Here is a 26,149-nt window from a genome sequence, read left to right as displayed (position 1 = left end):
TGGATTTCTTAAGCCCTCTGCATTATGTTTAGCGGGCTATGACCGCAAACATCGCGCCGATTGTTCCCGCAGAGTTTCCCCAGCTTCAGGCGCTTGCCTGGAACCGCGATATCGCGCGCCCGATCCCGGCAAAGGAGGCTTTTGCGCTTTACGAACGCAATTGGCGCTTCGTCGATCAAAAGCGCCTTACGGCGCGGGAGAAGCTGCTCATCAAGAAACTGGCCGACGCATTCGGCCACGGTGTCCTTCTGACCACATCGTGAGATCCCACCTTCCTGTCCACCACGCCCCCGGCCGCTGCGCTGGACAGGAACACCGCGAGTAGAGATCATGAAGGAGTTCAGAAAACCAGAACACCGGACCATCGCCGAAGCGCTCAAGTTGATGGACCGTGACTTCCTAACCTCCGCCCAATGCTGGTTCGGTGGCGGCACGGCTATTGTCATGAAGCTTGGCGAATATCGACGTTCACTAGACTTGGATTTCCTTTGCGCCGATGCCGACGGCTATCGCGAACTGCGAACACAGGCATCGGAACGCGGCGTCCGGGCCTTTTTTCCTCAGCCTATCGAAGCCGTTCGTGACTTCCAGATCGATCAATATGGCTTGAGGACCGTTGTTCGTCTCAAAGGGCAGCCGATCCGCTTTGAAGTCGTTCGCGAGGGCCGCATCGACTTGCGCGGTCATTTTGACGAGGATTTAGGGATACCGGCGCTCGTTCCCGCAGACATGTTTGCCGAGAAGCTGCTGGCGAATGCCGATCGATGCCAAGATCGGGCAGTCGCCTATCGCGATGCCTTCGATCTCGGGATGCTGGTCGAGGCGTATGGGCAGATCCCGGCCGAAGCCCTCGACAAGGCGCAAACCGCTTATGGGCCCGATATCGAACGGAAAGTCGCCTGGGTAGTAGGTAAGCTCCGGGATAAAGGCGAATTACGCGACGCAGCCGAAGCCTTGCAAATGGACCTTGCCGTGGGCACCGGCGCCATCTCCGCGTTGCGAAAGGAAGCGGCTCGCATCTGGCCGGAGGCCGAGAAGGGATGAATTTCCGGTTTAATCCCCAGCGACGAAGAATAGCCACTGCCCGCTCGGCGTGATGCCGACGCGGTAGAAGATGTAGGCGCCGAACTGCTTCATGTCGTCATAGTCGCTTGCGGTGACCAGCTTGAACAGCTCGACCCGCTGTCTGGGGTCGAGCTTGTCGAGCGACTGGGCGAAGAAATACGGCCAGACATAGAGTTCCTGCGGCGTGCCGGTGTCGACATGGACATAGCCGGCGCTCAGCACCTCTTCCAGGATGGCGAGGATCTCCTGGCCGTCGCCGTCGCCCGAAAGCCCCTTGAGGAAGATGATCGGGTCGCCGTCGATGTCGCCCAGCGACAATTGCGTCATCTGATCGCCCTTGCCGATCAGCGGCCTGAGCTTCTCGATGTCGCCGCTCTTGCAGGCGTCGACGATCAGGCCCTGCATGCGCCTGACCGGTTCGGGCAGCTTGGAGAGATCATAGACGACCCCGGGCTGCGGCGCGTCCGGGTCGACGCGCGGGCTGGCGACGCCGCCGCTTCCGGCCGGCGCTTCCGGCTGGCTTTTGTCCGTATCGGCCGGCTGGCTGTTGTCCGACGGCTTGGTGCCCGGTGTTTCGGGCATGGGCACCGCACTTCCCGGAGTGGCATTGCTAGAGTCTGCGGGCGGTGTGGCCGGCGATGGCAGGTCTTCCCGCTGGATCTCGCTCAGCGCGTAGGACGGCGTGCTGATTGCGCAGAGGGCCAGCGGAACCGCGACGCAGGACACGGCAAAGCGGATGCTGAGGGCCAGCACTTGCGGCCGGCCTGACATCGAAAATCTCACCGCTTGCCTCTCCATGATCCCCCGGCAGTTCGGATGCCCGTCTCGCCGGGGTTGCGAGCCCCGATCAGGCGCGCCTCGGCACGATGCCGCGCCGTCAAGCAACCGGGGTCAGTGCCGCACGCGTTCCGGCTCGAAGGCGCCGGCGATCACCTTTTCCCGCATGCGGTCGAGCAGGGCAAGCGCCGAGGTCTCGCCATTGGCACGCAGCATCTCGCCGAAAGCGGTCTCCAGCGCTGCCTCGGCAATGATCTCCGGCTCGATGCCGGCCGACAGTCCTTCCGCCCAGGCCTCGCTGTGGCTTTCCACGGCGGTCAGGCGCTTTTCTTCCCTGACCAACGCGTCGATGTCGCTGACACCATGTTCCATTGCGATGTCCACCTTTTTGCAAGCAGCGATCCGGCGGCGGGATCGGGCTTGACCTGTCAGTTCGTTACCAGCCTAAGATAAGTGCTTGTAAATGCGACATTTCTGCGGTCGCTATCTGCAGGGTCACCAAGGCTGCGTTCAATCGATGTCGAGCTTAGCCGATAAGACCGGCCTGCGGCATCAAAACCTTCAGTTTGAGTTAATTCCACATTCGCGTGCTAACGTTTCGTTAACATAGTTGCACAAGTGCAACATATGATCACACCAAGGCGTCGCCGGACACAATAAGGCGCGTCACACAGGCGCCAATCCGCGCGAAACCTGGGGACAAACCCGGTGTTAGTTCCCGTAACGGGAGGCGATGTCGCGCGACAGCGTTTCGCCTTCCTTCATGTAGCGGGCAATGGCCTCGGTGGCCGAAGGCGTGCACTGCGTGTAGGTGCCGCTGAAGGAACGGTAGCCGCGGTTGAACGAAGCGATGAAGCGGGCGCGCCGGTCGGGATCAGGGTTTTCCGACTCAAGCAGCTTTTCCATCTCGACCCGCCACTGGTCGCCTTTCTCGCCGCACAAATTACGCAGGAAATGCAGCGAGCCCAGCACCTCGGCCAGCCGCATCAGGCCCGGCTCGAACGGCGCCTCGGCGGCGAGCGTCGGCCGCGGCGTCAGCGCCATGCTGGCTGCAAGGCATGCGGCGATGAGAGGTGAGGCGCGGGTCATCAGGGCCTTGGTGTGGAGAGGGCAAGGCTTTGTGGCGAAACATTTTGTCGCCTGCAAGGCGATTTTCTGCGGACCTATGGCCGGGCATTTCCGTGATTTCCCAGCAAATCCTCGGCCACCGAAAACACGTCGCCCGCAAGCGGCATGGCCGCCATTTCGGCAAGCGGATAGAAAGCCGCGGTTTCGGCATCGTCGCTGGCCACGGGCTCGCCGCCGGCATAGACGGCGCCGAACACCGTCAGCAGATAGTCGACCGCGTGGTTTTCGCCGCTGCCGTCGATATGGATATCGCGCAGCGGCCTGTAATCGCTGGCCTCGAGCCCGGTTTCTTCCTTCAGCTCGCGCGCTGCCGCCTCTGCAAGCGTCTCGCCTGGTTCCACTTTGCCGCCGGGATAAGCGTAGAATCCCTGCGAGGGCGGCCGCGCCCGCTTGACCAGGAGCACGCTATCGCCGCGCACGACGGCGACGGAAACGGCCGGGATGATCTTGCGTGGCTCCATGGAGTGTCGAGTGTTCTCGCAGCCTGTTGTGGACCGATGGCCGCGTTTAGCATTAACGGTTGCACCCGCCGGGTTCCATCGCCACTTTCGTGACGACTTCAATTCGACGAGCCGAACCATGTGCGGACGCTTTGCCCTGACCGCCACGCCAGACCAGACCGCCGCCTTTCTCGGCTTGGCGGAGTTGGAGGAGTTTCCGGCCCGCTACAACATTGCGCCGACGCAGCCGGTGCTGATGGCGCTCGCCGGGCCGCCGCGGTCGCCGGGCTCCAACCTGCCGGACCGCCAGGCGATGTTGGTGCGCTGGGGCCTGATCCCGACCTGGGCCCAGGACACGCGGGAATTTCCGCTGCTGTTCAACGCCCGCTCGGAAGGCGTTCTGGATAAGGCCTCGTTCAAGACCGCCATGCGCCATCGCCGCGCGCTTGTGCCGGCTTCCGGCTTCTATGAATGGCAGCAGTCGGGCAGCGGCAGGGGCCAGGCTTACTGGATCCGGCCGCGGCGTGGCGGGCTGGTCGCTTTCGCCGGGCTGATAGAAACCTATGCCGAGCCGGGCGGTTCGGAAATGGACACCGGCGCCATCCTTACCACTGAGGCCAATGCCGGCATCGCCCACATCCATGACCGCATGCCCGTGGTGATCGATGAGCGCGACTTCGTTCGCTGGCTGGACTGCCGCACGCAGGAGCCGCGCGACGTGCTCGATCTGCTCAAGCCGGCCGAACCGGATTTCTTCGAGGCGATTGCGGTTTCCGACCTCGTCAACAAGGTCGCCAACACCGCGCCGGAGATCCAGGAGCGAGGCGTCGTCGGGCCGCAACCCGGGAAGTTCAGGCGCCGGAAGCCCGGCGCGGACGACAACCAGATGACGCTGTTTTAGCGAAAGCCTGTTCAGGCCTTCATTCCAGGGCGCGTATTCGCGCCCTCATCGCCGGCGCCCCATCGTGCCGGGGTCAGGCGGCGCGCGGCGAAACGATTTTCTGTGCCGGCTTCTTCTTCTTTGCGGTGTGAAGAAGGGCTGCGACGATGGCGGCCGGGCCGATCGCGCGGTAGTGACTGGCAAGCGCCGGTTGTGCGGCGCGGCTCTGTTCCTGCTTGTTTCGAGGCATTTGATCTCTTCCCTGGTAACGCTTTCGTGTCTGCCTTTGTTGGCCGATTCCGACCAAATCGTGACCCCAGGCGGTCTAGCCCGAGAATGTTTCATCACTGTGCCGAGATGTTTAATAATATGTTTCGCTCTGTCTTTACCTGTGATCCGGAGCTGTCTTTCCCGGGCTGGGCGACTTGACGGCAACACCGGCGGGCGCGATAAAGCCGGCCATGAAAACGTCTTTCGCCATTTGTGGCATTTGCATTATTGGCTAGCCTCGCGCTGGTCCGGACGTTTTCGCCTCATCTTTCCCCAGATTGGACAAACGCCCCGGCCAGCAGGCTGGAGTCCGGTTTGCGCCGTGGGTGCAAGCCTGGTTCCGGTCAAACCAAACCGGAAGGGCACGCATGTCTGACGCATCGAAGGGCCTCAGCCTCCACAACACGCTAACGCGGGCGAAAGAGCGGTTCATCCCGATCGATCCGCTGAATGTGCGCATGTATGTCTGCGGCCCGACTGTCTACGACTTTGCCCATATCGGCAATGCGCGTCCGGCGATCGTCTTCGACGTGCTGTTCCGTTTGCTGCGTCATCTCTACGGCGAAAAGCACGTCACGTATGTGCGCAACATCACGGATGTCGACGACAAGATTAATGCAAGGGCGCTGCGCGATTTCGGTGACGAGATCGCGGCAGGGAAGCTCACGCTGAACGGCGCTATCCGCAAGGTCACCGAAAAGACCGCCGACCAGTATCACAAGGATGTCGCCGCCCTCGGCTGCCTGGAGCCGACCTTCGAGCCGCGGGCGACGGAATTCGTGGCGCCGCGCGCCGACGGCAAGGCCGACATGCTGTCGCTGATCGCGCAGCTGATCGAGCGCGGTCATGCCTATGTGGCGGCAGGCGAGGTGCTGTTCGACACCGCCTCGATGCCGGACTACGGCGAGCTGTCGAAGCGCAATCTCGACGAGCAGCAGGCCGGCGCCCGCGTCGCCGTCGACGCGCACAAGAAGAACCCCGGCGATTTCGTGCTGTGGAAGCTGTCCACGCCCGAAGAGCCCGGCTGGGAAAGCCCGTGGGGCAGGGGCCGGCCCGGCTGGCACATCGAATGCTCGGCGATGTCGGCAGCCTATCTCGGCGAGGTCTTCGACATCCATGGCGGCGGTCTCGACCTGATCTTCCCGCACCACGAGAACGAGATCGCCCAGTCGCGCTGCGCCCACGGCACCAAGGTGATGGCCAATGTCTGGATGCACAACGGCTTCCTGCAGGTCGAAGGGCAGAAGATGTCGAAGAGCCTCGGCAATTTCTATTCGATCCATGAACTGCTGGAGATGGAAATCTTCGGCGGCCGTAGCTGGCCTGGAGAGGTGCTGCGCCTGGCGATGCTGATGACGCACTACCGTGAGCCGATCGACTTTACTGTGAGGAGGCTGGAGGAGGCGGAACGCAACCTACGTCGTTTTGTTGGGAAGATTAAGGCATTCGATTTCGCAATGATGGGTGATCCACGGGGCGACGTCCCACGACCGGCACGGACTGAAGTCAGTCCAAAAGTGATCGACGCCGTATCGGACGATCTAAACGTGTCATCCGCCATCTCGATACTGCACGACCTTAGGTTCGATCAGGAGGTCGACGCAACTCTGTTGATGTTGGGGATCGACTGGCGGTCTTACGCACGTACCTTGAGACGTCACAATCGAGGTTCAGATGACGTGAATACGGTGAAAAGCGAAGTAAACCGCCGCCTCGCCTTTATCGCCGCGAAGAACTGGGCCGAAGCCGACCGCATCCGCGACGAGCTCCTGGCGCAAGGCGTGCAGTTGAAGGACGGCAAGGACCCGGTTACCGGGGAGCGCATCACCACCTGGGAGATAAAGCGGTGAGGATGGATGCATTCCTCGTGGAGAGGTCGGAGCGAGGCCCCCCTCTCTGTCCTGCCGGACATCTCCCCCTCAAGGGGGGAGATTGGCTGTCGCGTCGGCTTTCGCCAATCGCCAATGTCGAAGACTGGGCGCCGTCGGCAAAGCTGCTGATCTCCCCCCTTGAGGGGGAGATGTCCGGCAGGACAGAGAGGGGGGCCTCGCGATGACCCATCATCGGGTGTCTCTTCTCAACCGCGGCAATGCGCGCAAGATGCGCAAGGCGATGACAGATGCCGAATTGAAGCTTTGGAATGAGGTCCGTGCTCGTAGGCTGATGGGAATGGCGTTCCGCCGCCAGATGCCCATAGCTGGCTACATCGTCGATTTTGCCTGCCCCGACAAGAAGCTGATCGTCGAGCTGGACGGCTCGCAACATGGTTCGCCGGAGGTGTCGTCATCCGATGCTGCGCGAACCGCGAAGCTCGAGACGCTAGGCTGGACCATCCTGCGCTTCTGGAACGACGACGTCATCCGCGATATCGACAATGTCTGCCAGCACATCGTCATCGCCGCCGGCCCGGGCAACGCCGAAGAGCCGGCACCAGCAAGGGAGGAGCTCGCTCCATGATCGACCATCTCGGCATCACCGTTTCCGATTTCGACGCCTCGAAAGCCTTCTACGACAAGGCGATGGCGCCGCTGGGCGCGTCGTTGCTCTACATGGTGCCGGAGGAATATACGGGCGGCGCCAAAGTCGGCGGCTATGGCCGCGACCGGCCGGTGTTCTGGGTGAGTGCGGGCGGGGAGAAACCGAGGGACCGTCAGCACGTCGCCTTCACCGCGCGCAGCCGCGCCGAGGTCGACGCCTTCCATGCCGCGGCCCTTGCGGCCGGCGGCACGGACAATGGCGGGCCTGGCCTGCGCCCGCACTACCATCCTAACTATTACGGCGCCTTCGTCTTCGATCCCGACGGCAACAACGTAGAGGCGGTCTGCCATGATCCGGAATGAGCCCCATGAATCGGAGTAAGCCATGAGCCTCGACAACCGGCCGGTCTATACGGGCGGCTGCCAGTGCGGCGCGGTGCGCTTTCGCGTCGAGGGCGCGCTCGGCGATGCATCCGTCTGCCATTGCCGCATGTGCCAGAAGGCGAGCGGCAATTTCTACCTGCCGCTGGTCTCCGTGCGCGACGCCAGGCTCGACTGGACGCGCGGCGAGCGCAAGCGCTTCCGCTCGTCCAATGCCGTTTGGCGCGGTTTCTGCGCCGAATGCGGCACGCCGCTGACTTTCGAGGCGCCCGACGGCGTAGCACTGGCAATTGCCGCCTTCGACGATCCGGCCGGCATCGCGCCGACCATCCAGTGGGGCGTGGAGGCGAAGCTTCCTTATGTCGACGGCATTCCAAAGCTGCCGTCCGAAGATACGATGGCTGACATTTCCTCGGCGCCCTATCTCGCCGAGCTCGTCTCCTACCAGCATCCCGACCACGACACCGAGCAATGGCCACCGGAGGAAAGACCATGACCAATCAAGTTCGAACCGGCGGCTGCCAATGCGGCGCCGTGCGCTTTCGCATTCATGGCGAGCTTGGACGCCCGTCCATCTGCCATTGCCGCATGTGCCAGAAGCATTTCGGCTCCTTCTTCGGCGCGCTGGTGACGGTGCCGAAGGATGGCGTCGAATGGACCCATGAGGAGCCGAGCTATTTCCAGTCCTCGGTCAACATCGACCGCGGCTTCTGCCGCCGTTGCGGCACGCCGCTGACCTACCGCCAGCCCGGCGCGCTGGAGATCGCCATCGGCGCCTTCGACGATCGTTCCGACCTCGCCCCGCAGATCCAGGTCAACTATGCCGTGCGGCTGCCCTGGGTGGAAAAGATCTTCGAGGCGCCGGTCCACGACGACCCCGATTATTACAGGAAGCAGGAGCAGATCATCTCCTTCCAGCACCCCGACCACGAGACGGCCAACTGGCCGCAGCACGGCTTGAAACTATGACGATCCACAGCAGTTCCTTGCGTACGCTCTATCCAGAGATCGAGCCGTTCGATTCGGGCATGCTCGATGTCGGCGACGGCCATACCGTCTATTGGGAGCGCTCCGGCACCAAAGGCGCCAAGCCGGCCGTGTTCCTGCATGGCGGCCCGGGCGGCACCATCTCGCCGAAACACCGGCGGCTGTTCGACCCGAAGCTCTACGACGTAATCCTGTTCGACCAGCGCGGCTGCGGCAAGTCGACGCCCAATGCCTCGCTGGAAGCCAACACCACCTGGCATCTCGTCGGCGACATCGAACGCCTGCGCGAAATGTGCGGCTTCGACAAATGGCTGGTGTTAGGCGGCTCATGGGGTTCGACGCTGGCGCTCGCCTATGCCGAGACACATCCGGAGCGAGTCAGCGAACTGGTCGTGCGCGGCATCTACACGCTCACCCGCGCCGAGCTCGAATGGTATTACCAGTTCGGCGTCTCCGAGATGTTCCCCGACAAGTGGGAACGTTTCCTGGCGCCGATCCCGGAAGCCGAGCGCGGCGACATGATGGCCGCCTACCGCAAGCGGCTGGTCGGCTCCGACCGTAAGGCGCAGGTCGAGGCGGCCCGTGCCTGGAGCCTGTGGGAAGGCGAGACGATCACGCTGCTGCCGGAACCGGAAACCAGCGGCCCTTTCGGCGAGGACGACTATGCGGTGGCCTTCGCCCGCATCGAAAACCATTATTTCGTCCACGCCGGCTGGCTGGAAGAGGGACAACTGCTGCGCGACGCCTGGAAGCTGAAGGACATCCCCGGCACCATCGTCCACGGCCGCTACGACATGCCGTGCCCGGCGCGCTACGCCTGGGCGCTGCACAAGGCCTGGCCGAAGGCGGATTTCCACCTCATCGAAGGCGCCGGCCACGCCTATTCGGAGCCGGGAATACTCGACCGGCTGATCCGCGCGACGGATAAGTTTGCGGGGAAATGACAATGGCTCGCGAGCGCCTCTATCTCTTCGACACCACCCTTCGCGACGGCCAGCAGACGCCGGGCATCGACTTTTCCGTCGAGGACAAGATCGCCATTGCAAAACTGCTGGACGACTTCGGCATCGACTATGTCGAGGGCGGCTATCCTGGCGCCAATCCGACCGACACCGCTTTCTTCCGGGAAAAGCGCACGGCGCGGGCAAAATTCGTCGCTTTCGGCATGACCAAGCGGGCAGGGATCTCGGCTTCCAACGATCCGGGCCTGGCAGCGCTGGTGCAATCGAAGTCCGACGCCATCTGCTTCGTCGCCAAGAGCTGGGACTATCATGTGCGTGTGGCGCTCGGCTGCAGCAACGAGGAGAACCTCGACTCGATCAAGGCGTCGGTCGAGGCGGCGGTGGCTTCGGCCAAGGAAGCCATGGTCGATTGCGAGCATTTCTTCGATGGTTTCAAGGCCAATCCTGATTATGCGCTGGCCTGCGCCAGGACCGCCTATGACGCTGGCGCGCGCTGGGTGGTGCTGTGCGACACCAATGGCGGCACGCAGCCGTCGGAGGTGCGCGCCATCGTCGAAAAGGTGATTGCGTCCGGCATTCCGGGCGATCATCTCGGCATCCATGCCCATGACGACACCGGCCAGGCGGTGGCGAATTCGCTCGCCGCCGTCGAGGCCGGCGTGCGCCAGATCCAGGGTACGCTGAACGGCATCGGCGAGCGCTGCGGCAACGCCAACCTGATCTCCATCATCCCGACGATTTCGCTGAAGCCGGCCTTCGCCGACCGCTTCGAGACCGGCATTTCGGCCGAGGCGCTGACCGGCATTTCGCGGCTCTCCCGCGCCTTCGACGAATTGCTCAACCGGGCGCCGGAAGCGCAGGCGCCTTACGTTGGCGCTTCGGCCTTCGCCACCAAGGCCGGCATCCATGCCTCCGCGTTGGCCAAGGAACCGGCGACTTACGAACATGTGCCTCCCGAAGCCGTCGGCAACCGCCGCCGCGTGATGGTCTCGGACCAGGGCGGCAAGGCCAATTTCCTCGCCGAGCTGAAGCGGCGCGGCATCGATGTGCCGAAGGATGACCACCGGCTCGACGCGTTGATTGCCGTCGTCAAGGAGCGCGAGGCCGAAGGCTATGCCTATGAGGGTGCCGACGCCTCCTTCGAATTGTTGGCCCGCAAGATGCTGCACGGCCTGCCGGAATTCTTCAACGTCACCTCGTTCCGCTGCCTCGTCGAGCGCCGCTTCGATGCCAACGGCAACCTGAAGACGGTCTCCGAAGCAGTGGTCAAGGTGATGGTCGACGGCGAGGAGAAGATGTCGGTGGCCGAAGGCCGTGGCCCGGTGAACGCGCTCGACATCGCGCTGCGCAAGGACCTCGGCAAATACCAGAACGAGATTGTCGACCTCGAGCTTGCCGACTTTAAGGTGCGTATCCTCAATGGCGGCACTGAGGCCATCACCCGCGTCCTGATCGAATCGCACGATGCCACCGGCGCCCGCTGGTGGACGGTCGGCGTGTCGGAAAACATCATCGACGCCTCCTTCCAGGCGCTGATGGATTCGATCGTCTACAAGCTGATGAAGAACCGCGACATGGCGGGCCTGGTGGCGGCGGAGTAGGGCTCCTTTCCTCGCCCCGCAAAGCGGGTCCACTTCGTGGAGCGAGGAACAGCGCACCGACCTCTTGAACCATCACCAAAAGTCCATTGATCCATCAGAAATTTGCGATGGTCTTGGGCGATCGGCTGGGCCATAGCGTTGGGCCATGGCTACCGAAACAGCTTCCCTCGACGCAGACGCCAAGGCCCGCCGCGGCTTCCTTTTGGCGCTCGGCGCCTATTTCCTATGGGGGCTGCTGCCCTTCTACATGAAGGCGGTGGCGCATCTGCCGCTTGCCGAGGTGATCGCCAACCGCGTCGTCTGGTCGGTGCCGATCGCCGCCGCGGTTCTTGTCTGGGCCGGCCGCACCGCCGATTTCAAGGCGGCGATCCGCTCGCCGAAGAGCATTGCCATGGCGGCGCTGACGGCGGTGCTGATCTCGATCAACTGGGGCATCTATGTCTGGGCGATCTCGGTCGACCGCACAGTGGAGACGGCGCTTGGCTATTACATTAACCCGCTGGTCAGCGTCGTCGTCGGCGCGCTTCTGCTAGGCGAGCGGCTCGACCGCCTGCAGATCGCGGCGGTGGCGCTGGCAGCGATCGCGGTGGCAGTGCTGACGATCGACGCCGGAAAATTGCCCTGGGTTTCGTTGGCGCTGGCCTTCTCCTTCGCCGCCTACGGCTTCTTCCGCAAGACGCTGCCGATCGGCCCCAGCCAGGGCTTTCTGCTCGAAGTGCTTTTGCTGTCGGTGCCGGCGCTTTGCTACATTGCCTATTTGATCGCGACCGGGCAGGATCATTTCATCTCCAGCACCGGTTCCGACACGGCCTTGTTGATCGGCTGCGGTCCGATTACCGCGGTGCCGCTTCTGCTCTTCGCCTTCGGCGCCAGGCTGCTGCGCCTTTCAACCATCGGCATCATGCAATACATCGCGCCGACCATGGTGTTCCTGATCGCGGTGCTGATCTTCGACGAGCCGTTCGGCATGATCGAGGCCATTGCCTTTGCCCTGATCTGGACGGCGCTGGCGATGTATTCCTGGTCGATGCTGATGACGGCGCGCCGCCCCGCCGTCCAGGCTGCTCAGTAGGAACTTCCGGATGTACCTGCTACACATCGGCAACAAGAATTACTCCTCATGGTCGCTGCGGCCGTGGCTGCTGATGCGCACCCTCGACATCCCTTTCGAGGAGCGGCTGATGCCGTTCCCGGCCGGGCCGAGCTTTGATTTCTACAGGTCGTTCTCGCCCAACGGCCGCGTGCCGTGCCTGGTCGACGACGGCTGGGCGGTCTGGGATTCGCTCAGCATCGTCGAATATCTGGCTGAGCGGCATCAGGGCGTATGGCCGTCGTCGACCAGAGCGCGCGCCTGGGCGCGCTCGGCCGCGGCCGAGATGCATTCGAGCTTCACCGCTTTGCGCAACGACTGCCCGATGAGCTGCGGCGTGCGCATCGAGCTTTCGCCCATGTCCGACGCGCTGAAGCACGATGTTTTCCGTCTCGGCGATCTGTGGAATGACGGCCTCGCCCGCTTCGGCGGACCGTTCCTGACCGGCGAGCGCTTCACCGCCGTCGATGCCTTCTTCGCCCCGGTGGCGTTCCGGGCGCAGTCCTATGGCCTGGTGTTCGAGGGTGCCGCCGCTGCCTATTTGAAGCGCCTGCTCGATTTGCCGGCAATGCGCGAATGGTACGCGGCCGGCCTCGCCGAAACCTGGCGCGAACCCGGCCACGAAGCGGAAGTCCGCGCCGCTGGCACTATTGTTGAGGATTTTCGCGCTACGGCGTAGCGTTTAAACGCGTCCCAGCCGCCGCACCAGCATATAGATACAGCCGGCGATCACGACCGATATCGCCGTCACTACCCAAAAACCCATCGGCGTGTTGACTAGCGGCATCCCGCCGACATTCATGCCGAACAGGCCGGAGATGATGGTCATCGGCAACAGCACGGCAGTCATCACCGAGAGAATATAGAGCAGCTGGTTCGACTGCTCCGTCAGCTTCGCCATCAGTTCGTCCTGCAACAGCCTTGTGCGCGCCTGCAGCTGCTCTCCGTCATGATGCAGCGTATGCGCTCGGTGCGAGAGGCGTGTGGCCATGTCGTTGATCGGGTCCGGCAAGTCGTTGCGATGCGAATGGTCGAGATGGCGGAACAGGCTGGTCAGCGTCGCCATTTGCCGGTGGACGATCACCAGCTGCCGGCGCGCGTCGACCAGCGCCTGGCGTTCGCTGTGCCAGGCGTCGCAGACGATGCGGTCCTCGATGCCGTCAAGCGTGTCGCCCATCTTGTCGAGTTCGCCCGCCATGCCGTCGAGCGACTGCCCCATGACCGCCTCGATCAGCTCGGCCGGCGTGCGGAATTTACGCGATCCGCTCTCCACCGCCTTGCGGATGGCATCGACCGATTCCAGCGGCTGCTTGCGAGCGCCGATCAGCATCCTGTCGTTGAAGGCGAAGCGGAAATGCGTGAGCCCGCGCGCCTCGACGAAATCGTGCCTGAGATCGGGCAGATCGCCATAGAGGAAGTCGCTCTCATAGTCGATATGGCAGCCATGGCTGGGGGACAGGAGCGCCTCGCGCACCAGGGCCGGCAGGGCCTGCTCGGCGCCGATTTCCTGGCGGGCACGCAGGTCGGTGATCTGGTAGCTGCGCCACGTCCAGTGCGCCTCGGCAACGTCCTTGGTGCGGGAGCCGTCCTCCTTGAAGTGATAGATGAAGAACAGCCCGTGCTCGTCCGGCAAATAGGGCGAGAGATCGGTGCCTTCGGCGGGGAGAGCGATGTTCATGGCGGCGTCGCAGGGTCTTTTGATGCGGTCGGGGTCGCGTTGCGGCTATGGCATGTCTCCCGAAAGTGTGCAGCGGTTTCGGGACAAGGACATGCTTTAGCCGGGTTTCTAGCACGGGTGGCCCGGTTTTCGTGTGACAGTTGCGTGATGGCGGCTGTCGCCGGCTTGGCCGGCCAGCATCAGAGGTGCAAGGCCGGCGACCTGGCGATCTGCACATTTTCAAGAAGTTTCTCACCGCGCGAGAATAGACCGGGACGAGGCCGCGCTGGTCCGAAACATGCACTTATCTCAGTCGGCAAAGGTAATGCTGGCAGGACTTCGCCCAAGCATCCAAAAAGGCGTGGTAACCTCAATTTCGGCTTTCTGTCGGCGGGGCTTCCCGTGCGGAACGTGAAAGGGTACATTAGTAATTAATTAACTAGATGTGCAGGGGTTCAGCGTAGAGGTAATCGTGTCATGAATTTCAAATCTCTCATCAAGCGTGCCGAGGGACTCGATCAGGAATTTCAGGACCTTCAGGAGGAGATTGCCGAAGCATTCGAGGCAGGTCTTGCAACCGGGGACGAACCATCGTCGCCCGGCGCCGAAGCCGTCGAAGGAGACCTCGCAGCAAGCAGCGACGATCAACCGTCTCAGGGTGAAACCGATGTGCCGGCGCCGCGGCTGACGCCGCATACGCAGACCAGATTGGCTGCCTTGAATGCCATCTCGGGCATCTTCCGCGACGGCGTGGGACACATGGACGAAATCCATACAAGGCTATCGGAGATCGCGACCGCCCATCAGATGACCCGCGAGCTCCTCAACATCCTGCACGGCGACGTGTTGCGCGCCAACGAACTGGAGCTGGCCAATGCCGGCCTGACCACCGAGCACAAGACACTTTCGGAACAGTTGCTCGAAGCGGCCAGGAGGCAGCGGGAGCTCGACAGTGCAGCCGAGGCCTGGCAGCAGCGCGAGGCAAGCCTGGTGCAGGACAGGGAGGCGCTGCGCTCGGCCCTTGCCGCCGCGAGGCTGGAGCTGGTCGAGGCGGCCAATGAGAGCGCCAGGCGCGAGGCGGAATTCGGCGATATTGCCAAGGCGCTGTCGGCCAAGACCGTCGAGGCCGACAGGCGTGCCGGCGAGAACAAGCAGCTGCGTGAAAAGCATGTCGGGCTGTCGATCGACCTGGAACAGGCGATGAAGCGCGAGGCCGAGGCGCGCCACAAGCTCGACGAATTCGCCGCGACCCATGCCAGCGAAACCGCCCGTGTCGCCGAACTCCTGGCCCAACTCGGCAAGTCCGAGAAAGAGGAAATGCGGCTGCAGAAGTTGCTGGAGAGCGCGCAGGCCAAGCTCGCCGAAATGACCGAGGCGGCCCGCATCGCCGAAAGCGACCGCGAAGCCGAGCAGGCGCGCCGGCAAAGCGAGATGCGCGGCCTGCGTTCCGAAATCCAGGATCTGCAGGCGCGGCTGGAACTGGCCTCGAACGAAAACAGCGAGGTCTCGGTCGAGATGGCCAGGCTCAAGGTTCAGCTGAACGATGCAGTGACCGAACGGCAGATCGCCGAAGAGAGGCTGGCGGTTCTGAAGAACGAGAACGAAGCCGACAAGAGAAACCTGTCGGCGGCGAGCGCCAATCTCTCCCAGCTTTCGCTGCTGCAGGCATCCGAGCAGATACAGCTCGATGTCCAGAAGCAGGAATGCGAGGACCTGCGCGCCGAGATCGTCACCCTCAATGCACGCATCAAGGAGCTCCTGCCCTATGAGCGGCTGCACAGGGTGACCAATGCACGGTCGCGCAACGACGTCGTCGCCGCAGCCAATGGCGTCGTCGCGGATCCGTCGCGTGGCACGAACAGGCGAACGGCCCGCCGCAACCTCCGCGCAACCCCAGCCGAGTAGACCGCTGCCGACATTGCGCACCGACCAGGTGGAACGGCTGTCTGCCGAGTTGGCCGCTCCGGATTGACCTCTGGCGGGCGTTTGCCCGGAATCTTTTGCACAACCGAAACGACGGCGTCGGGCCCAAGCCCGGCGCCGGTCTGTTTGCATAGGTCTCGATCCCACCGGCTGAGAACGTCGCTTCCGCGGATGTCACCCGTCTGCTGTCACATGAATAGCGCCGGCAGCGGCCCGCATCGGAGTAAATCGGCCAGCCATCTCCAGCATTTCTGAAAAAACTTGGAGACCCCGGGAATAAAGCGCGGGCCTTCCGGGTCTTGCTGTGTAATGAGGCCATCCTCCCAAGGCACGCATTGACCACCACCGCCAACCGCAGTCATTAGGAGACTTCTGATGTTCAACATGACACGCCGCATGGTACTCGGCTCCGCGGCCGCCGCGGCCGCCTTCGGCATCGCCGGCAAGCTGGAATTCGCGCCGCCGGCCTTTGCCGAAACCCCGGTCGAGCCGCTCGTCGGCTTCTACAAATACAAGATCGGCTCGCTCGAGGTCACCGCCGTCTATGACGGCATCTGGCGCAAGCCCCACGACCCGGCCTTCATCAAGGACGTTTCGGTCGACGACACCAAGGCAGCGCTCGCCAAGGCGGGACTGACCACCGAGTTCATGCCTATTCCGCTCACCGTCGTCGTGCTCCAGATGAACGGCCGCACGATCATGATGGATGCCGGCTCCGGCGTCGGCCAGTGGCAGGCCAACGCCACGCATCTGCCGGCCAACATGAAGGCCGCCGGTATCGACTACAAGGCGATCGACACCATCATGATCTCGCATTTCCATCCGGATCATGCATGGGGCCTGATGGAGAAGGGCACCAACGCGCCGGTATTCCCGAATGCCGAGCTCATCGTCAACGCTGCCGAATACAATTGGTGGACCGATCCCAGCCGCCTCGCCAAGCTGCCCGAGGGCCGCAAGCCGGCGGGCAAGCGCATTGCCGAAAACTTCCCGAAATGGAAGAACTGGAAGCTGGTCGACGACGGCGCCGAGGTGGTGCCCGGCATCCGCATCATGGCGGCGCCCGGCCACACGCCCGGCCACTCCGTCTACCATGTCGATGCCGGCGCCGAGCAGTTCCTCGTCTCGGCCGACACCATGTATGTGCCGGCGCTGCTCGCGCCGCATCCCGAATGGCAGGGCAGCTACGACCAGGACGGGCCGATGGCGATCGCCACGCGCCACAAGATCATCGACCAGGTGATTGCCGATAATATCCGCATCTGCGGCTCGCACTTCCCGTTCCCCGGCACCGGCAGCTTCGTCAAGGACGGCAGCGCCTATGCCTTCACCCCAACCCAGATCTGATTTGAATCGGATCCTGAACAGAAAGCGACAACTCCCATGAAACACGCACTTTTCGCGGTGCTTGGCACCATTGCGGTCTTGACCGCGGCCCCGATCGCCATCGCCGTGCCGGCCTATGCCGTGGACGACATCGAAGGCGCCGATGCGCCGGACCTGACGGCCGTCAAGGCCAAGATCGACGCCAAGGACTATCAAAGCGCGCTGGCCGACCTGCGCGACCTCGCGCAGGACACCCAGCAGGCCGACGTCTACAATCTGCTCGGCTTCACGCTGCGCAAAACCGGCGACTACCAGACCTCGCTGACCTACTACACCAAGGCGCTGGAGCTTAAGCCCGACCACAAGGCCGCGCATGAATATCTGGGCGAGCTCTATGTCGAGACCGGCGACATGGCCAAGGCCAAGGAGCAGCTGGCCTCGCTGGAAAAGCTCTGCCCGGCGGGTTGCGAGGAACGCGAGGACCTGCAGAAGGCCATCGACAGCAAGGTGACGAAGTAGGACCTCGTTTCCTCGCCCACAAAGTGGGGGAGAGGTGGCAGCGAGGCGGCCGGCGAGGGGCTTGGCGCCGGCCCGGCCTCCACCCACCCAGCTTTTTTGGGCGCCGGCGGTTGGCGCCCGAAAATCGGAGCCGGCATCGCTCTCCCTCCGCCGGCTCCGACCTTTCAACTCCGAGTTTGCGCACTCGCGCATTCGGAGAGACGCAGCGTTGGATTTTTTTGCCGAATAGGAGCCGACCATGACGCCGACCGAAATCGCCGCAAAGCTCCATATCAGGGACGTGACCCTGCTTGCCGGCCGCCTGCTCCTTTCGCTGATCTTCGTGCATGAGGCGCTGGTGCTGGCGACACATTTCGAAGGCGCCCGGAAGGCGATGGCCGCGCTCGGCGTCGGCACCCCGCTGCTTCTCGCCACCATCGCGCTGCAACTCGGCGCCGGCCTCTCCGTCGCTCTCGGCATCCTGACCCGCCTCGGCGCCGTCGCGCTCGGCCTGTTCTGCCTGATGACGGCAAGCCTCTTCCACACCAACTTCGCCAGCCAGAACGAGCTGCTGCATTTCGAGAAGGATCTCGCCATCGCCGGCGGGATGTTCATCCTGGCGCTCGCCGGCTCGGGCAGGCTTTCGGTGGACAGGGTGCTGGCCGGATTTGTGAACGGCAGGGCAGGTACGAAAACAGCCGCGATCGTATCCAAAACGATCGAACCGCATTTATCGACCGGCGAGACCAGCCTGCCGATTTGAGAGGTTGAACTCCGCAGAGCTAAGCGCCGCGTTTCTACAGCACGCTCGTAATCCCGCCATCCACCAGCAACGTCTGCCCCGTCACGAAGCTCGCGGCATCCGAGGCCAGGAACACAGCAGCGCCCGCGAGCTCGCGCACCTCGCCCCAGCGCCGCATCGGCGTGCGGCCGGTCAGCCAGCTGGAGAATGTCTCGTCGGCGACCAGCGCCGCGTTGAGCTCGGTCTTGAAATAGCCCGGGGCAATGGCGTTGACGCGGATGCCGTACTGGCCCCATTCGCCGGCCATCGACTTGGTCAGCATGGTGATGGCGCCCTTGCTCGCGGCATAGGGGGCGATCGAGGGGCGGGCGAGCGCGCTTTGAACCGAGGAGACGTTGATGATGACGCCGCTGCGGCGCGCGATCATGCCTTTCACCACCGCCCGGCTGACCTTGAACACGCCATCGAGATTGGTCGCCATCAGCTCGTCCCAGTCGGCGTCGGAAAACGTCTCAAGCGGCGCCCGGCGCTGGATGCCGGCATTGTTGATGAGGATGTCGATCGGGGTACCGGCTTCCACCGCCGCTATCGCCTGGTCCACCGAATGCGTATCGGTCACGTCGATCACCGCTTCCGCGGCATCAAGGCCTTCGGCCCGCAGTGTGTCGCCGGCAAGCTTGAGCTCGTCCGTCTTGCGGCCGCCGAGCGTGACGCGCGCGCCGGCGCCGGCAAGCGCCTCGGCGAAGGCGAGTCCAAGACCACGGCTGGCGCCGGTGATGAAGGCGTGCTTGCCCTCGAGGCTGAAGAGGTGGCGGAGATATTCAGTCGAACGCAATTTGCACCTTCATCCGGATTTGCTGGTGACGATCATCGAAACGACATCCTTGGCCAACATTCACCAGCGTGCCGTGGAGCTTGATAAAGTGCAAGCGCTCGCCGCAGTCGCGCCATGATGCGCGGCCCCGACGATGACATCGGTCGCTACCTCGATCACCTCAACGCCCGAAGGCTGGTCGCACCGAGCGGAATGAGGGATCATATCCGCCATGGATTCGCGGACGTGTCGCCGATATGAAAAAGCCGATGTACGACGGCTCGATCCTGAGCTTTCAGCAGAAGCGAGGGCAGGAATCGTCCGCCTTCTTCCTGCCTTTCCTGAAACCCGGCATGCGGCTGCTCGACATTGGCTGCGGACCGGGAAACATCACCGCGACTATGGCCCCTCATGTCGGCTTGGCTGTGGGCGTCGATATCCAGGGCCGGTCGATCGCGGCGGCGAATGAACTGGCCGAGACGGCCGGACTGAGCAATCTGTCGTTCCGCGAAGCCGATATGACGGCCTTGCCGTTCGATGACGAAACCTTCGACGCCGTCTTCTTCCACGCCGTCCTTTACCATCAGGATGCGTCGATGCTGGCCAGAACGCTCGCTGAGGCGAGGCGGGTGCTGCGGCTGGGAGGTCTGGTTGCCACGCGCGATGCCGATATCGGCGGCAACATCCTTCATCCCGACCTGCCGGGCCTGCGAACCTCGCTCGACCTCTGGCAGCGATGGTACGAACATGACGGGCCTGACGCCCTCCAGTTCGGGCGCCGGCAAGGCGCGATTCTGCGGGCGCACGGTTTTGTGCCGGTTTGGACGGGAGCCAGCTACGTCAACCACAGCGCCGATGCCGCGACCCGCCACGAAGCGGTCGGGGATGCCAGGCGCAGCCTGAAGTCTCTCGGCCCGAAGCTGATCGAAAGGGGGCTCGCGACACAGGCGGAACTCGATCAGGCGCTATCGTCCTGGAACGTCTGGGGAGCGGAGCCTGACGCCGTCTATTTGCGATGCCGGTGCGAGTGTGTAGCCCAAAAGGCCTGAAGCCGAACCTTGCCTACGGGCGAACGACGAGTGAAATCACCAGCGCCAGCAAGCCGACGCTGGTCAAAATCGCCCGCGCCACGTGCGAACGCTCCCATCGGTCGCGGAACTCCGTCCATTTCGGCTGCCGACTCTCCGGCGTTGAGCCGGCGCCAAAAAACACAGCGCCGGACGTGCTTACGGCCTGTCCCTCCATCCAGTACTTGTTGACTGGGTGAACAGCGAGCCAGTAGACGGCAACAGTGGCAAGCATGGCCACAAACGCCGTCAGTACGAGCCAGAAAGCCACGGTTCCGCTCGGCGTCAGGACCAACAGAAGGCCGGTTGCGACCACACTCAATGGTTCGGCCGCGCCGCCGATGGTGAACCCGGGATAGTAGATCCGCTGCACGGCACGATAGGTATTCTCCTCGAGCCGCATCTTGCCGGGAAGCTCCAGGGCGTGTGCAACGGAAAGCGCCATCGGCAGCGCAACGATCATCACCGTCAGGACTTGGAGTGCGTTCAACATTCGAACTCGGTTTCCTCGTGCAGGCGCAGGTCAAAGGCGACTGTCCGTGCAACGATGTCAGGTCCTCCAGGTTCCCGGCTGGTTCGGTCAAAGGTAGGGGAGTAGGGGAGTAGGGGAGTAGGGGAGTAGGGGACGCGCTTCATCAGCCGGCATTCCTACATACTCCCTTACTCCCCTACTTCCTTACATTTTGTCTATCACCGATTGCATGCCCTCCGTCGGCGCGTCGACCGACGAACCAGCCACCATGATGGCGGCGACGATGGCCTCGGGGTCGTTGACGACCAGCGGCTTGACCCGCTGCGCGGTATGGATGAAGCCTTCCGCCAACATGTGGTCGACCAGCGCAAGCATCGGATCCCAAAAACCTCTGACGTTGGCGAAGACGATCGGCTTGCGGTGGTGGCCGAGCTGCCCCCAGGTCATGATCTCGACGATCTCCTCGACCGTGCCGATGCCGCCCGGCAGCGCCACAAAGGCGTCGGATTTCTCGAACATCCTGTGCTTGCGCTCGTGCATGTTGTCGGTGATCAGGAGTTCGTCGAGCTTGTCCAGCGCGCTCTCGGTCGCTTCTTTGTTGATCAGGAAGCGCGGGATGATGCCGGTCACTTTGCCGCCGGCCTTGAGCGCCCCTTCGGCAACCGCACCCATGATACCCTTGGTGCCGCCGCCATAGACGAGGCGCAAACCGGATTTGGCGAGCGAGCGGCCGAGCAGGTGCCCGGCCTTGACGTAGGCCTCGTCGCGGCCCGGAGACGAACCGCAATAGACGCAGACGGATCGAATCGTGTTCATGGCGATGATTGGTGATGGGGACGGTTGGCTGGGTCAAGCCCAGAGGCGGGCTTTTTCTTGTCGATTTGGACAAAACACGCTAGACCGGCGTTAGGTGGCTAAGGGGGTAGGGCAGAGCATGGCTATCAATTCTTCGAAGGCGTTTCTGTTCGCGGCGGGCGGCGTTGTCGCCGTCGCGGCGGTCGCCTATGGCTCGGGTGCGCTCGATCCGTATGTCGACCAGAAGCCGACGCAGATCGCGGCGCTTCCGCCAGCGGACACCAAGCCGGCAGCGCCCGCCGGCACAACCACCGAGGCGCGCCTGCCGCAGCCTCCGGCCAATTCAATGGCGCCGGCCGCAAACAACACGATGGCGCCCGCCAACAACACCATGGCTCCTGCGGCTCCGGCTGCATCCTCGCCGGCCGCTCAGGCGCCTGCCGCTGCCGGTCCCACGCTGCCGAGCTTCGATGTCGTGCGCGTCGAAGGCAATGGCTCGATCGTTGTCGCCGGCAGCGCCGCGCCCAAAGCCAAGGTCGAGATCCTGAATGGGGGGACTGCGCTCGGCTCGACCGACGCCGGCCCCGACGGCGCCTTCGCCATCGTGCTTGACGATCCGCTGAAGCCCGGCGACTACACGATCACGCTGCGCCAGACGCTTGGCGGCACGACCGTCGCCTCGGCCCAGACCGCCGTCGTTTCGGTGCCGCAGAGCCCGACCGGCCAGGTGCTGGCGATGGTCGAGGAGCCGGGCAAGCCGTCGGAGCTGCTCACCGTGCCGCAGCCGGTCGCACCTGCCGATCAGGCCGCCGCTCCCGTCGCACAGGCGCCGGCTGCTTCGGGCACGGCCTCGGCGCCATCAGCGGCGGCTCCGGCCGCAACCGGCCAAGCAGCCACCCCTGCAGCGAAAGCGCCTGCCGCTGCCGCTCCGGCAGAAGCCAAGATCGCCGTCGAGGCTGTCGAGATCGACGGCAGCAAGATATTCGTCGCCGGCATCGCCGATCCCGGCCGCAAGGTGCGCGCCTATGCCGACGAGATGCTGCTCGGCGATGCGCAAACCTCGCCGGACGGCCATTTCCTGATCGAGGCGGCGCGCGACATTCCGGTCGGCAATCACACCATCCATGTCGATGGCCTGGATGGTGACGGCGTCAAGGTCGTCGCCCGCGCCGCGGTGCCGTTCGAGCGCGAGGCCGGCGAGTCGGTCGCCGCCGTCGCGCCGGGCGAAGCCAAGCCCGCCGAAACCAAGCTCACGCAGGTTCAAGGTGCGGGGTCTCAGTCCGCGCAGGCCAGGCCTGCCACCTCAACCGAGGCGACTGCCAAGGTTGCGGAAGCGACGCCGGCCACCGATGTGCCCGAAGCCGTCGCGCCCAAGCTCGAACATGCTGGCAGCGCCGTCATCATCCGCCGCAACGACACGCTGTGGCGGATCTCGCAGCGGGTCTACGGCCGTGGCGTGCGCTACTCGACCATCTATCTCGCCAACCAGGATCAGATCCGCAATCCCAATCGCATCTGGCCCGGCCAGGTGTTCAAGGTGCCCGGCAAGTCGAAGGAAGGCGAGGCCGCCGACATGAAGGCCATGGGCGACCAGGTGACGGAAGCGCCGGCGAAGCCGTAGTAGTGCGGCGGGTAATCTCCCCCCTTGAGGGGGAGATGGCCGCAAAGCGGCCAGAGGGGGTCGCCGCGCGTGGGGCGCCAACGTCCTGCGTGACGAAAAGGCGTCGGCGATCTACGTGAGACGACCCCCTCTGTCGCCTTCGGCGACATCTCCCCCTCAAGGGGGGAGATTGGCGATCTACCCATCGGCGCAGCTTGCCCTCTCATCCTTCATCGTCTATCGCCGATAGACGATGACCGAATCCCCATCCGAAAACTGCTGTGCCGACCGCGCGCCCGACAGCCGCGCCATCGCCGCGCGGCTTGCAGCGCTATCGCACCCGGCGCGCATCGAGATCCTGAAACATCTCTCCGCCAGCCGCTCCTGCTGCTGCCGCGAGGTGGTCGACCATCTCGACCTCGCCCAGTCGACCGTTTCGCAGCATCTGAAAATCCTGGTCGAGGCCGGCCTCGTCCGCTTTGAGCCCGACCGCCAGCGCTCGCGTTACGCGGTCGACCACGCGGCGTTGGCCGGTGTGTCCGCCTCGCTTCATGAACTTGTCAGCTCCTGCTCGCCCAACCGCTGACCCTCTGACCCAAAAGGCAAGAAAAGTGGCCGAAAAGACCGTATCCGCCGAAGCCGACACCCTCACGACATTGCGCAATCTGTGGCCCTATATGTGGCCGGCGGATCGCGCCGACCTCAGGGCCCGCGTCACCTGGGCGACGCTGCTTCTGGTCGTCGCCAAGGTGACGCTGGTCGCCGGGCCCTATTTCTTCAAATGGGCGACCGACGCGCTGGCCCACGGCTCGAAGACGCCGCCGCCGCTGCCGTCCTTCCTGCTGGCCCCGGTGATGCTGGTCATCGCCTATAATGTGCTGCGTCTGGTGCAGCTCGGCTTCAACCAGTTGCGCGATGCGCTGTTTGCCCGCGTCGGCCAGTACGCGGTGCGCCAGCTCGCTTTCCGCACCTTCGTCCACATGCACCAGCTGTCGCTGCGCTTCCATCTGGAACGCCGCACCGGCGGCCTGTCGCGCATCATCGAGCGCGGCACCAAGGGCATCGAGACGATCGTGCGCTTCATCATGCTGAACACGGCGCCGACCATTCTCGAATTCGCGCTGACCGCCGCTATTTTCGCCTTCACCTATGGCTGGAAATACGTGGCCGTGGTGGCGGTCACCGTCTGGATCTACGTCTGGTTCACGGTCAAGGCCAGCGACTGGCGCATCTCCATCCGCCGCGACATGAACGACAGCGACACCGACGCCAACACCAAGGCGATCGACTCGCTGCTCAATTTCGAGACGGTCAAGTATTTCACCAATGAGCGCATGGAGGCCGAGCGTTTCGACCGCTCGATGGCCCGCTACGAGATCGCCGCGACGCGGACCTGGACCTCGCTCGGCTGGCTGAATTTCGGCCAGGGCCTCGTCTTCGGCCTCGGCACTGTCATCGTCATGTGTATGTCGGCGCTGGAGGTGCAGGCCGGCACGCAGACGGTCGGCGATTTCGTCTTCATCAACGCCATGCTGATCCAGCTTTCGGTGCCGCTCAACTTCATCGGCTTCATCTACCGCGAGATCCGCCAGGGGCTGACCGATATCGAGCACATGTTCGACCTGCTCGACGTGCCGCAGGAGATCGTCGACAAGCCCGACGCCAGGCCGCTCAAGGTCGGCCCGGGCAAGGTCGAGTTCCGCGACGTGCACTTTTCCTACGACCCGAACCGCAAGATCCTGAAAGGCGTGTCCTTCGAGGTGCCGGCAGGCAAGACCGTGGCGATCGTCGGTCCGTCGGGCGCCGGCAAGTCGACTATCTCCAGGCTTTTGTTCCGCTTCTACGACGTGCAGGCAGGCCAGGTGCTGATCGACGGCCAGGACATTCGCGACGTCACCCAGGAGAGCCTGCGCGCCATGCTCGGCATGGTGCCGCAGGACACGGTGCTCTTCAACGACACCATCGCCTACAACATCCGCTACGGTCGCGTCGGCGCCAGCGAGGACGAGGTGCGCAAGGCGGCCGAGCTTGCCCAGATCGGGCCGTTCATCGACAAGCTGCCGGAAGGCTATCGCGCGATGGTCGGCGAGCGCGGGCTGAAACTCTCCGGTGGCGAGAAGCAGCGCGTGGCGATCGCCCGCACCATCCTCAAGGCGCCGCCGATCCTGATGCTCGATGAAGCGACGTCCGCGCTGGACAGCCACACCGAGCAGGAGATCCAGGCGGCGCTCGACCTGGTCAGCAAGGGCCGCACCACCATTGTGATTGCCCACCGGCTGTCGACGGTGATCTCGGCCGACGAGATCATCGTGCTCAAGGACGGCCAGATCGCCGAGCGCGGCACCCATGCGGCGCTGCTGCGCAAGCACGGTCTCTACGCCTCGATGTGGGACCGCCAGCGCGAAGCGACCGAAGCCGAAGAGCGGCTGCGCCGCGCCCGCGAGAGCGACGAGTTTGGGGTTGTGGTGAGGAGGCGCACTTCGGAGGTTAGCTGATCTCCCCCCTTGAGGGGGAGATGTCGCCGAAGGCGACAGAGGGGGTCGCCGCGCGTGGAGCGCCAACGCTTTCAGTGACAAAAAACGACGTCGGCTCTCTATGTGAGACGACCCCCTCCGGCCGCTTTGCGGCCATCTCCCCCTCAAGGGGGGAGATTTCCGGCAAAATCCTCTTGACCTCAACTTACCTTGAGCTTGCAAACCGTCTCCGAGCCTCCTGCCAACCAACACTGCCAACGGAGACGGATCGAAATGAGCACTGAAAATCAACGCACCGGCAGCGTGTTCCGCGTCGACAAATTCGTCGTCCCGGCCGAGGCACGCGAAGAAATCCTCAGCAAGGCCAGGATGACGCACGAATTGCTGCGCCAACAGGAAGGCTTTGTGCAGGATTTCCTGCTCGAGCAGTTCTCCGGCCCAGGCGAGTTCAACCTCGTCACCATCGTCGAATGGGAAAGCCAGGCGGCGGTCGACAAGGTGGTGCCGATCGTCAGGGCCGCGCAAGAGCGCATCGCCTTCAGCCCGCAGGAGACGATCAAGCGCCTCGGCGTCAAGGCCGACATCGCCAACTACCGGCGCTTGCCGGAGTTGTAAGGAGTTACCCTAGCGCAGCGGCGCCTGGTCGATGCGGGCGTCGCTCGTTCCGTTCAATAGATCAACTAAGGGCTTTTATCTCAAACGGCTACTGATATTGTCTCGGCA

At 63.7% G+C, this 26,149-nt stretch carries 30 protein-coding genes; 21 read left to right on the top strand and 9 right to left on the bottom strand.

Annotated features, from left to right (window positions below; all coding sequences use genetic code 11):
- Positions 1-38 precede the first annotated feature (38 nt).
- Together FJ974_RS23215 and FJ974_RS23210 are read left to right on the top strand one after the other, a co-directional pair.
- The gene (locus FJ974_RS23215; RefSeq protein ID WP_140538767.1) at positions 39-263 is read left to right on the top strand and encodes a hypothetical protein; all 225 of its coding nucleotides are present in this window, start codon (positions 39-41) and stop codon (positions 261-263) included.
- Between the two features lie 67 nt (positions 264-330).
- Positions 331-1,044 carry a nucleotidyl transferase AbiEii/AbiGii toxin family protein gene (locus tag FJ974_RS23210; RefSeq protein ID WP_140538768.1) on the top strand — a complete coding sequence of 238 codons (714 nt, stop codon included), beginning with the start codon at positions 331-333 and terminating at the stop codon, positions 1,042-1,044.
- A gap of 9 nt (positions 1,045-1,053) precedes the next feature.
- On the opposite strand, the gene FJ974_RS23205 is transcribed toward FJ974_RS23210, so the two are convergent.
- The 4 genes from FJ974_RS23205 to FJ974_RS23190 all read right to left on the bottom strand — a co-directional run bounded on the left by FJ974_RS23205 (position 1,054) and on the right by FJ974_RS23190 (position 3,431).
- Positions 1,054-1,848 carry a hypothetical protein gene (locus FJ974_RS23205; RefSeq protein ID WP_140538769.1) on the bottom strand — a complete coding sequence of 265 codons (795 nt, stop codon included), beginning with the start codon at positions 1,846-1,848 and terminating at the stop codon, positions 1,054-1,056.
- A 108-nt stretch (positions 1,849-1,956) separates the two neighbouring features.
- Complete coding sequence (locus tag FJ974_RS23200; protein WP_140538770.1) at positions 1,957-2,214, bottom strand: hypothetical protein; 258 nt, start codon at positions 2,212-2,214, stop codon at positions 1,957-1,959.
- 339 nt (positions 2,215-2,553) lie between these two features.
- Positions 2,554-2,931, bottom strand: coding sequence for a TIGR02301 family protein (locus tag FJ974_RS23195; RefSeq protein ID WP_140538771.1), 378 nt, complete (start codon positions 2,929-2,931; stop codon positions 2,554-2,556).
- A gap of 74 nt (positions 2,932-3,005) precedes the next feature.
- Positions 3,006-3,431, bottom strand: coding sequence for an NUDIX hydrolase (locus FJ974_RS23190; RefSeq protein ID WP_140538772.1), 426 nt, complete (start codon positions 3,429-3,431; stop codon positions 3,006-3,008).
- A gap of 118 nt (positions 3,432-3,549) precedes the next feature.
- Here FJ974_RS23190 and FJ974_RS23185 point away from each other — a divergent pair, with 118 nt between their 5' ends.
- Positions 3,550-4,311: an SOS response-associated peptidase gene (locus FJ974_RS23185; RefSeq protein WP_140538773.1), complete on the top strand. Its 762-nt coding sequence runs from the start codon at positions 3,550-3,552 to the stop codon at positions 4,309-4,311.
- 73 nt (positions 4,312-4,384) lie between these two features.
- Here the strand turns inward: FJ974_RS23185 and FJ974_RS23180 are convergent, their stop codons facing one another.
- Entirely contained in the window at positions 4,385-4,540 is a 156-nt protein-coding gene (locus tag FJ974_RS23180) for a hypothetical protein (protein ID WP_140538774.1), read from the bottom strand.
- A 388-nt stretch (positions 4,541-4,928) separates the two neighbouring features.
- Here FJ974_RS23180 and cysS point away from each other — a divergent pair, with 388 nt between their 5' ends.
- The 9 genes from cysS to FJ974_RS23135 all read left to right on the top strand — a co-directional run bounded on the left by cysS (position 4,929) and on the right by FJ974_RS23135 (position 12,737).
- Positions 4,929-6,410, top strand: coding sequence for a cysteine--tRNA ligase (gene cysS, locus FJ974_RS23175; RefSeq protein ID WP_140538775.1), 1,482 nt, complete (start codon positions 4,929-4,931; stop codon positions 6,408-6,410).
- A 202-nt stretch (positions 6,411-6,612) separates the two neighbouring features.
- Positions 6,613-7,017, top strand: a complete 405-nt coding sequence (locus FJ974_RS23170) for an endonuclease domain-containing protein (protein ID WP_226891358.1) — start codon at positions 6,613-6,615, stop codon at positions 7,015-7,017.
- Entirely contained in the window at positions 7,014-7,400 is a 387-nt protein-coding gene (locus FJ974_RS23165; RefSeq protein ID WP_140538777.1) for a VOC family protein, read from the top strand. The genes FJ974_RS23170 and FJ974_RS23165 overlap by 4 nt, the downstream gene beginning before the upstream one ends.
- A 22-nt stretch (positions 7,401-7,422) precedes the next feature.
- The gene (locus tag FJ974_RS23160; protein WP_140538778.1) at positions 7,423-7,914 is read left to right on the top strand and encodes a GFA family protein; all 492 of its coding nucleotides are present in this window, start codon (positions 7,423-7,425) and stop codon (positions 7,912-7,914) included.
- Positions 7,911-8,387, top strand: a complete 477-nt coding sequence (locus FJ974_RS23155) for a GFA family protein (protein WP_140538779.1) — start codon at positions 7,911-7,913, stop codon at positions 8,385-8,387. Before FJ974_RS23160 ends, FJ974_RS23155 begins: the two co-directional genes overlap by 4 nt.
- A complete protein-coding gene (gene pip, locus FJ974_RS23150; RefSeq protein ID WP_140538780.1) occupies positions 8,384-9,349 on the top strand; it encodes a prolyl aminopeptidase in 966 nt (321 codons plus the stop codon). Before FJ974_RS23155 ends, pip begins: the two co-directional genes overlap by 4 nt.
- Positions 9,346-10,968 (top strand): citramalate synthase, encoded by a 1,623-nt coding sequence (cimA, locus tag FJ974_RS23145; protein ID WP_181177320.1) that lies wholly within the window; start codon positions 9,346-9,348, stop codon positions 10,966-10,968. The genes pip and cimA overlap by 4 nt, the downstream gene beginning before the upstream one ends.
- A gap of 145 nt (positions 10,969-11,113) precedes the next feature.
- Positions 11,114-12,040, top strand: a complete 927-nt coding sequence (gene rarD / locus FJ974_RS23140; RefSeq protein ID WP_140538782.1) for an EamA family transporter RarD — start codon at positions 11,114-11,116, stop codon at positions 12,038-12,040.
- A 10-nt stretch (positions 12,041-12,050) separates the two neighbouring features.
- A complete protein-coding gene (locus FJ974_RS23135; protein ID WP_140538783.1) occupies positions 12,051-12,737 on the top strand; it encodes a glutathione S-transferase family protein in 687 nt (228 codons plus the stop codon).
- A gap of 3 nt (positions 12,738-12,740) precedes the next feature.
- On the opposite strand, the gene FJ974_RS23130 is transcribed toward FJ974_RS23135, so the two are convergent.
- Entirely contained in the window at positions 12,741-13,736 is a 996-nt protein-coding gene (locus FJ974_RS23130; protein ID WP_140538784.1) for a transporter, read from the bottom strand.
- Positions 13,737-14,192: 456 nt separating this feature from the next.
- On the opposite strand from FJ974_RS23130, the gene FJ974_RS23125 reads away from it, so the two are divergent.
- The 4 genes from FJ974_RS23125 to FJ974_RS23110 all read left to right on the top strand — a co-directional run bounded on the left by FJ974_RS23125 (position 14,193) and on the right by FJ974_RS23110 (position 18,225).
- The gene (locus FJ974_RS23125) at positions 14,193-15,620 is read left to right on the top strand and encodes a hypothetical protein (protein WP_140538785.1); all 1,428 of its coding nucleotides are present in this window, start codon (positions 14,193-14,195) and stop codon (positions 15,618-15,620) included.
- A 393-nt stretch (positions 15,621-16,013) separates the two neighbouring features.
- Complete coding sequence (locus tag FJ974_RS23120; RefSeq protein WP_140538786.1) at positions 16,014-16,985, top strand: MBL fold metallo-hydrolase; 972 nt, start codon at positions 16,014-16,016, stop codon at positions 16,983-16,985.
- A 36-nt stretch (positions 16,986-17,021) separates the two neighbouring features.
- The gene (locus FJ974_RS23115; RefSeq protein WP_140538787.1) at positions 17,022-17,483 is read left to right on the top strand and encodes a tetratricopeptide repeat protein; all 462 of its coding nucleotides are present in this window, start codon (positions 17,022-17,024) and stop codon (positions 17,481-17,483) included.
- 238 nt (positions 17,484-17,721) lie between these two features.
- On the top strand, positions 17,722-18,225 hold the full coding sequence (locus tag FJ974_RS23110) for a DoxX family protein (protein WP_140538788.1): 504 nt from the start codon (positions 17,722-17,724) through the stop codon (positions 18,223-18,225).
- Positions 18,226-18,259: 34 nt separating this feature from the next.
- Here the strand turns inward: FJ974_RS23110 and FJ974_RS23105 are convergent, their stop codons facing one another.
- Positions 18,260-19,039 carry a glucose 1-dehydrogenase gene (locus FJ974_RS23105; RefSeq protein ID WP_140538789.1) on the bottom strand — a complete coding sequence of 260 codons (780 nt, stop codon included), beginning with the start codon at positions 19,037-19,039 and terminating at the stop codon, positions 18,260-18,262.
- Between the two features lie 236 nt (positions 19,040-19,275).
- On the opposite strand from FJ974_RS23105, the gene FJ974_RS23100 reads away from it, so the two are divergent.
- Positions 19,276-20,067 (top strand): methyltransferase domain-containing protein, encoded by a 792-nt coding sequence (locus FJ974_RS23100; protein ID WP_140538790.1) that lies wholly within the window; start codon positions 19,276-19,278, stop codon positions 20,065-20,067.
- Between the two features lie 13 nt (positions 20,068-20,080).
- Here the strand turns inward: FJ974_RS23100 and FJ974_RS23095 are convergent, their stop codons facing one another.
- Together FJ974_RS23095 and FJ974_RS23090 are read right to left on the bottom strand one after the other, a co-directional pair.
- Entirely contained in the window at positions 20,081-20,578 is a 498-nt protein-coding gene (locus FJ974_RS23095; RefSeq protein ID WP_140538791.1) for an anthrone oxygenase family protein, read from the bottom strand.
- Between the two features lie 183 nt (positions 20,579-20,761).
- The gene (locus tag FJ974_RS23090; RefSeq protein ID WP_140534197.1) at positions 20,762-21,373 is read right to left on the bottom strand and encodes a TIGR00730 family Rossman fold protein; all 612 of its coding nucleotides are present in this window, start codon (positions 21,371-21,373) and stop codon (positions 20,762-20,764) included.
- Between the two features lie 118 nt (positions 21,374-21,491).
- Here FJ974_RS23090 and FJ974_RS23085 point away from each other — a divergent pair, with 118 nt between their 5' ends.
- The 4 genes from FJ974_RS23085 (at position 21,492) to FJ974_RS23070 (ending at position 26,041) form a co-directional block, all read left to right on the top strand.
- Positions 21,492-22,973: a LysM peptidoglycan-binding domain-containing protein gene (locus FJ974_RS23085; RefSeq protein ID WP_140534195.1), complete on the top strand. Its 1,482-nt coding sequence runs from the start codon at positions 21,492-21,494 to the stop codon at positions 22,971-22,973.
- A 232-nt stretch (positions 22,974-23,205) separates the two neighbouring features.
- On the top strand, positions 23,206-23,538 hold the full coding sequence (locus FJ974_RS23080) for an ArsR/SmtB family transcription factor (protein ID WP_140534193.1): 333 nt from the start codon (positions 23,206-23,208) through the stop codon (positions 23,536-23,538).
- A gap of 25 nt (positions 23,539-23,563) precedes the next feature.
- Entirely contained in the window at positions 23,564-25,447 is a 1,884-nt protein-coding gene (locus tag FJ974_RS23075) for an ABCB family ABC transporter ATP-binding protein/permease (RefSeq protein ID WP_140534192.1), read from the top strand.
- Positions 25,448-25,699: 252 nt separating this feature from the next.
- Positions 25,700-26,041, top strand: a complete 342-nt coding sequence (locus FJ974_RS23070; protein ID WP_140534190.1) for an antibiotic biosynthesis monooxygenase — start codon at positions 25,700-25,702, stop codon at positions 26,039-26,041.
- Positions 26,042-26,149 lie beyond the last annotated feature (108 nt).

The sequence above is a fragment of the Mesorhizobium sp. B1-1-8 genome (assembly GCF_006442795.2).
Classification (GTDB): domain Bacteria; phylum Pseudomonadota; class Alphaproteobacteria; order Rhizobiales; family Rhizobiaceae; genus Mesorhizobium.
The sequence above is the reverse complement of the archived record's forward strand: the minus strand, read 5'-3'. Positions and strand labels throughout refer to the sequence as shown.

Bases quoted from the DNA above. Each gene is read 5' to 3' on its own strand.
- FJ974_RS23215 (WP_140538767.1), top strand. From the start codon at position 39: ATGACCGCAAACATCGCGCCGATTGTTCCCGCAGAGTTTCCCCAGCTT.
- FJ974_RS23210 (WP_140538768.1), top strand. From the start codon at position 331: ATGAAGGAGTTCAGAAAACCAGAACACCGGACCATCGCCGAAGCGCTC.
- FJ974_RS23200 (WP_140538770.1), bottom strand. From the start codon at position 2,214: ATGGAACATGGTGTCAGCGACATCGACGCGTTGGTCAGGGAAGAAAAG.
- FJ974_RS23195 (WP_140538771.1), bottom strand. From the start codon at position 2,931: ATGACCCGCGCCTCACCTCTCATCGCCGCATGCCTTGCAGCCAGCATG.
- FJ974_RS23190 (WP_140538772.1), bottom strand. From the start codon at position 3,431: ATGGAGCCACGCAAGATCATCCCGGCCGTTTCCGTCGCCGTCGTGCGC.
- FJ974_RS23185 (WP_140538773.1), top strand. From the start codon at position 3,550: ATGTGCGGACGCTTTGCCCTGACCGCCACGCCAGACCAGACCGCCGCC.
- FJ974_RS23180 (WP_140538774.1), bottom strand. From the start codon at position 4,540: ATGCCTCGAAACAAGCAGGAACAGAGCCGCGCCGCACAACCGGCGCTT.
- cysS (WP_140538775.1), top strand. From the start codon at position 4,929: ATGTCTGACGCATCGAAGGGCCTCAGCCTCCACAACACGCTAACGCGG.
- FJ974_RS23170 (WP_226891358.1), top strand. From the start codon at position 6,613: ATGACCCATCATCGGGTGTCTCTTCTCAACCGCGGCAATGCGCGCAAG.
- FJ974_RS23165 (WP_140538777.1), top strand. From the start codon at position 7,014: ATGATCGACCATCTCGGCATCACCGTTTCCGATTTCGACGCCTCGAAA.
- FJ974_RS23160 (WP_140538778.1), top strand. From the start codon at position 7,423: ATGAGCCTCGACAACCGGCCGGTCTATACGGGCGGCTGCCAGTGCGGC.
- FJ974_RS23155 (WP_140538779.1), top strand. From the start codon at position 7,911: ATGACCAATCAAGTTCGAACCGGCGGCTGCCAATGCGGCGCCGTGCGC.
- pip (WP_140538780.1), top strand. From the start codon at position 8,384: ATGACGATCCACAGCAGTTCCTTGCGTACGCTCTATCCAGAGATCGAG.
- cimA (WP_181177320.1), top strand. From the start codon at position 9,346: ATGACAATGGCTCGCGAGCGCCTCTATCTCTTCGACACCACCCTTCGC.
- rarD (WP_140538782.1), top strand. From the start codon at position 11,114: ATGGCTACCGAAACAGCTTCCCTCGACGCAGACGCCAAGGCCCGCCGC.
- FJ974_RS23135 (WP_140538783.1), top strand. From the start codon at position 12,051: ATGTACCTGCTACACATCGGCAACAAGAATTACTCCTCATGGTCGCTG.
- FJ974_RS23130 (WP_140538784.1), bottom strand. From the start codon at position 13,736: ATGAACATCGCTCTCCCCGCCGAAGGCACCGATCTCTCGCCCTATTTG.
- FJ974_RS23125 (WP_140538785.1), top strand. From the start codon at position 14,193: ATGAATTTCAAATCTCTCATCAAGCGTGCCGAGGGACTCGATCAGGAA.
- FJ974_RS23120 (WP_140538786.1), top strand. From the start codon at position 16,014: ATGTTCAACATGACACGCCGCATGGTACTCGGCTCCGCGGCCGCCGCG.
- FJ974_RS23115 (WP_140538787.1), top strand. From the start codon at position 17,022: ATGAAACACGCACTTTTCGCGGTGCTTGGCACCATTGCGGTCTTGACC.
- FJ974_RS23110 (WP_140538788.1), top strand. From the start codon at position 17,722: ATGACGCCGACCGAAATCGCCGCAAAGCTCCATATCAGGGACGTGACC.
- FJ974_RS23100 (WP_140538790.1), top strand. From the start codon at position 19,276: ATGAAAAAGCCGATGTACGACGGCTCGATCCTGAGCTTTCAGCAGAAG.
- FJ974_RS23095 (WP_140538791.1), bottom strand. From the start codon at position 20,578: ATGTTGAACGCACTCCAAGTCCTGACGGTGATGATCGTTGCGCTGCCG.
- FJ974_RS23090 (WP_140534197.1), bottom strand. From the start codon at position 21,373: ATGAACACGATTCGATCCGTCTGCGTCTATTGCGGTTCGTCTCCGGGC.
- FJ974_RS23085 (WP_140534195.1), top strand. From the start codon at position 21,492: ATGGCTATCAATTCTTCGAAGGCGTTTCTGTTCGCGGCGGGCGGCGTT.
- FJ974_RS23080 (WP_140534193.1), top strand. From the start codon at position 23,206: ATGACCGAATCCCCATCCGAAAACTGCTGTGCCGACCGCGCGCCCGAC.
- FJ974_RS23070 (WP_140534190.1), top strand. From the start codon at position 25,700: ATGAGCACTGAAAATCAACGCACCGGCAGCGTGTTCCGCGTCGACAAA.